Source organism: Bradyrhizobium sp. SRL28 (assembly GCF_018596315.1).
Classification (GTDB): domain Bacteria; phylum Pseudomonadota; class Alphaproteobacteria; order Rhizobiales; family Xanthobacteraceae; genus Bradyrhizobium.
The window spans coordinates 1-3,766 of the sequence record NZ_JAHEAG010000120.1 but is presented as its reverse complement, the minus strand read 5'-3'; the positions used below and the strand labels follow the sequence as shown (position 1 = coordinate 3,766).

Annotated in this window: 3 protein-coding genes and 3 pseudogenes; 1 reads left to right on the top strand and 5 read right to left on the bottom strand. The window is 59.5% G+C overall.

Annotated elements, in window-relative coordinates; genetic code table 11:
* Positions 1-150: 150 nt before the first annotated feature.
* Positions 151-786: pseudogene (locus tag KIP88_RS45355) on the top strand (IS21 family transposase); the annotation flags it as partial.
* A 111-nt stretch (positions 787-897) separates the two neighbouring features.
* Here the strand turns inward: KIP88_RS45355 and KIP88_RS45350 are convergent.
* The 5 genes and pseudogenes from KIP88_RS45350 to KIP88_RS45330 form a co-directional block, all read right to left on the bottom strand.
* A complete protein-coding gene (locus KIP88_RS45350; RefSeq protein WP_214494561.1) occupies positions 898-1,308 on the bottom strand; it encodes a tyrosine-type recombinase/integrase in 411 nt (136 codons plus the stop codon).
* A gap of 7 nt (positions 1,309-1,315) precedes the next feature.
* Positions 1,316-1,795 carry a hypothetical protein gene (locus tag KIP88_RS45345; protein ID WP_214494560.1) on the bottom strand — a complete coding sequence of 160 codons (480 nt, stop codon included), beginning with the start codon at positions 1,793-1,795 and terminating at the stop codon, positions 1,316-1,318.
* A gap of 77 nt (positions 1,796-1,872) precedes the next feature.
* A complete protein-coding gene (locus tag KIP88_RS45340; RefSeq protein ID WP_214494559.1) occupies positions 1,873-2,733 on the bottom strand; it encodes a hypothetical protein in 861 nt (286 codons plus the stop codon).
* A gap of 97 nt (positions 2,734-2,830) precedes the next feature.
* A pseudogene (locus KIP88_RS45335) lies at positions 2,831-2,982 on the bottom strand (helix-turn-helix domain-containing protein); the annotation flags it as partial.
* 19 nt (positions 2,983-3,001) lie between these two features.
* Positions 3,002-3,550, bottom strand: a pseudogene (locus tag KIP88_RS45330) (IS6 family transposase); the annotation flags it as partial.
* Positions 3,551-3,766: the final 216 nt, after the last annotated feature.

The window sequence follows — 3,766 nt, the reverse complement described above, 5'->3', positions numbered from 1 at the left end:
TGCGCGTTTCGCGGGATCGTGAGCAACGATTTCAGAGGATCGTGAGCACCGATTTCAGGCGATCGCGAGCACCTTTTTGGCGGTGCCAATCGCTTCGGCCGACAACTCAACCGGGCTACGGATTTCTCATTCAACCAATGAGGAAGCCCGATGCCTACCCAGAGATTGTCGATGCGCCGGATCAGAGAAGTTCTACGTTTGAGGCACCAGGGCCTGACCGAGCGCGTCATTGCGCGGACGTTGGGGATAAGCAATGGCGTCGTCCATGGATACGTGCGACGCGCCCCGCCTTGCCGGGTTGGCCTGGCCGCTGCCGGAGGGCATCGACGACGAGAGCCTGGAGCTGCTGCTGTTCCCGGCGCCGGCAGCAGCGTCGCAAAGCGACCGGCGACCGGCACCCGATTGGGTTTATGTGGAGAAGGAGTTGCGCCGCCGCAGCGTGACACGCCTGCTGTTGTGGGAAGAGTCTCGCGCCGCCAATCCCGACGGCTTTGGCTATACCTGGTTTTGCACGACCTTTGAGGCCTGGAGCGTGCGCGCCCGAGCATACGTCAGACCCACATCGGCGGGGAGAAAGTGTTCGTTGATTTCGCCGGCGACACCATCGACATCTTCGATCCCATCACCGGCGAAGCGCACGCCATGAAGCTGCTCGTCGCAGCGATGGGGGCCTCGAACTACACCTACGCCGAGGCCTGCCCGAGCGAGAGCCTGCCCGACTGGATCGGCATGCATACCAATCTGTTCAGGTTTCTAGGCGGCGTGCCGAAGTTCGTGGTGCCCGATTTTGTTACCGGTAACAAAATCGGGCTTATGTGCCGGACATCGTTATGTGGCTGGCAACGGCTTGAGCCGGTCTTTCGGGGGAGGATTGCGGGCGTGTGGGCACATAATGCGCTACAGTGAATTGAGCCAGTCGAGGAGGGTTTTGTCGTCCTTCCAGGCGATGCGAGCCCGGGACACCGCTGAAATATCGGAACCCAGTTCGCAGGCGCGCAGCGCCTCGGCCTTAGCGCGCAGCGTCAGCTCGGCATAACGGTTTGTCGTGTCGAGACTGACGTGCCCGAGCCAACTCCGTATGACATTGACTTCGACACCGGATTCCAGCAGGTGGCAAGCAGCGGTGTGCCGGAATAGATGCGGACTGACCCGCCTGGATTTCGGCCCGTGTGTATCGAAGGATGCGCCGTGTCGTCGGACAATCTTATAGATCCCGAACCGCGTTAGAGGGCGGGCCTTCGGAGCGCAGAAGACTGGCTCGCCAGGCGATGCGCTACGCTGGGCGAGGAGCGCCTGGAGATGCTTCACTGTCTCATTAGGCCGCGAACTGACGCAAAAAAATTTGGTATTGGTATATCGATCGCTGACGAAGTCCTTTCTCTTCGATCAGGTACCTCAACAACCCCGGTGCTTGGCGTTCGAACGGGTTGTCCGGCTTATGGAGACGACCCCGGCCAATGTAGCCGGGGACCGCCAGCCTTAGCATCTGGCGGATGGGATTGCGTACTTCATCGCCGATCTGCTTGCGTCGCCGGGCTGAGCGTCGTCTAGCACGCTCACCAATCCACGCTTGCACGAACGGCTCGACGTGATCAGGTAGGTTCTTAACTTCGCTGGCGCCGTGAGCTTTTGCGAACTCGCCAAAGCTCACCACGATGGGAATCCGGCGAGACACGCTGCTATCCGTATAGCGCTGCTCCGCCATCCAGCTGACGTACTGCTCGACTTCGGGAGCGATCCAGGACTCGTGAATACGATCGATGGTGGCGGGTCGGATGTAGTACTTCTCGAGCATGACAATCTCCTAAGGAAAGAAGGAGATCACCATGCCACGAGCGCTCCGTTATGTTGCCGCCGGAGCGGAAATAGCGCTCAAAAATGCGGGTTGTGACGGCATTCGGCTAACGATGTCCGGCACATAACTGCGACAATCTCAAGGCCGCCGTGACCAACCCTGATCGCTACGATCCCGGACTCAACCGAACCTATGCCGAGATGGCCAGCCATTACGGCACCGCGATCTTGGCGGCGCGGCCGCGGCGGCCAAAGGACAAGACGATCGCTTGATACTGCACCTTGTTCTGATGATGGAGCGGTGATTGGGGCGAGCCGCGCCGGTCGCGCAGCTCGACCGCCACACCCCTTGAGGATGGTCTGCTGCACCGGTAATGCCCACAGGCCACGATTCAAACTATCACTGAAGCACTTCGTAATCAGCCCCTGTCGACCCCACTCGTGCACGGCCGTCTCCGAGATGCCAAACTTCGCGGCGACCTCGCGCGTCGTGAGCATGCCGCGGCGGCGCAACCGATCGTACCGGCTTGCCAGTTTGTAGGCGCCGCGAATGAACGCGACCTTCTTCGGGTTGAAGGGCTTGCCTTCCCAGGTGCGCCATCCGTCACAGTTCAAAATGTCGGCAATCTCGCGGTCGCAATGCTGATCGAGCAACCGGTCGACGGTCGCGACAAGCTCGGGCTTGAACTTGCGCAGCTGGGCGATAGGCAGCGGCCGCTCGAGTTCCAATGTGCGCGTAGCCCCGCCGGACAGACGCACATGGGCGGTGATCTTCTGCGCTTTGATCAACGTCACGTCATCGATGAGCAGGCGCACGATGCGTTTGCGCTCACGGAAGTCGACGCGCGAGTCGTTCCAGATTCGTGGCAGCTGCTCGGCAAGACCGAGAATGCGTTGGCGGGCCTCGGCGCTGACGCCGTATTCGCGCTTTCTCGGCAAACGCTTTAACCTCCGCTTGCAGAGCGCGTGCCCTGCGACGATCTTCGCCCAACGGCGAGGGGCGTGTGCAACTGCGGGTCCGGCTCCGCCGGTCAGGCTCTACGCGATCCTTCAAAAATCGACGGCGCCACTTGCCAACGGTGTGTTCATGAATGCCGAGTTCGGCAGCCACTCTCCAGAGTACGTCCGCTCCTGCGCACTCAGCACCAACGGCTCGATCGGCGGACCTCTTACACCTGCATTCGCCACAAGCGCTCTCCTCTACAGAAAGCCACAGCATCGCCTCAAACCGGCAATCGTTCGCCGCGCCGTGTTGAAGGATTGGAAGCCGCCGATCTTCGGCATGTTCTTCTTCACCCGGAAGTGGTCGCTCTCAATGCCTTGCTGGAGATGCTTGGTGACATAATGCACAGGATCGGGATGCAGCAGCCCATCGTCGGCTGAAGTTTTGATCGCCGACGGGAAGGTATTGGCATCATCCGTGCCGATCTTTTGTGGAGAGAACAAGGGCTCGTCTTTCAGCATCTTGCGGAAGAACCGTTTGGCAGCATCGAGATCGCGCTTTGCTGTGAGCAGAAAATTCACCGGGTTTCCGTGTTTGTCGATGGCCCGATACAGATAGTGCCATTTGCCGCGGATCTTGGCGTAGGTCTCGTCAATCCGGACCGATCCACAATGTTGACGGCGAAACTAACGAAGCCGTCTCTCGATCATCGGCGCGCAGGCCAAGACCCAGCGGTTGATCGTGCTGTGATCCACCTCGAAGCCATGCTCGCGAAACATCCAGATCCCGATAGCTGAGTGGATAGCGCAAGTACGTTAGATGTCCGACGATGTCGGATATGTGACATAGCAGTGTTAGGGCTATCATACTGACTGAGAACGATTTCTCCTTTGGCACAATACATGCGTAGTCTCCTCTATAAAGGCGCATGGACTGAGGAGAAGTCGTCCGATGATCACGCTCACCGGAAACTCAGATCAGGCTGAAGTGGCAGCTGCGATTCTGCCGGAGACGATATTTGGGGACGCG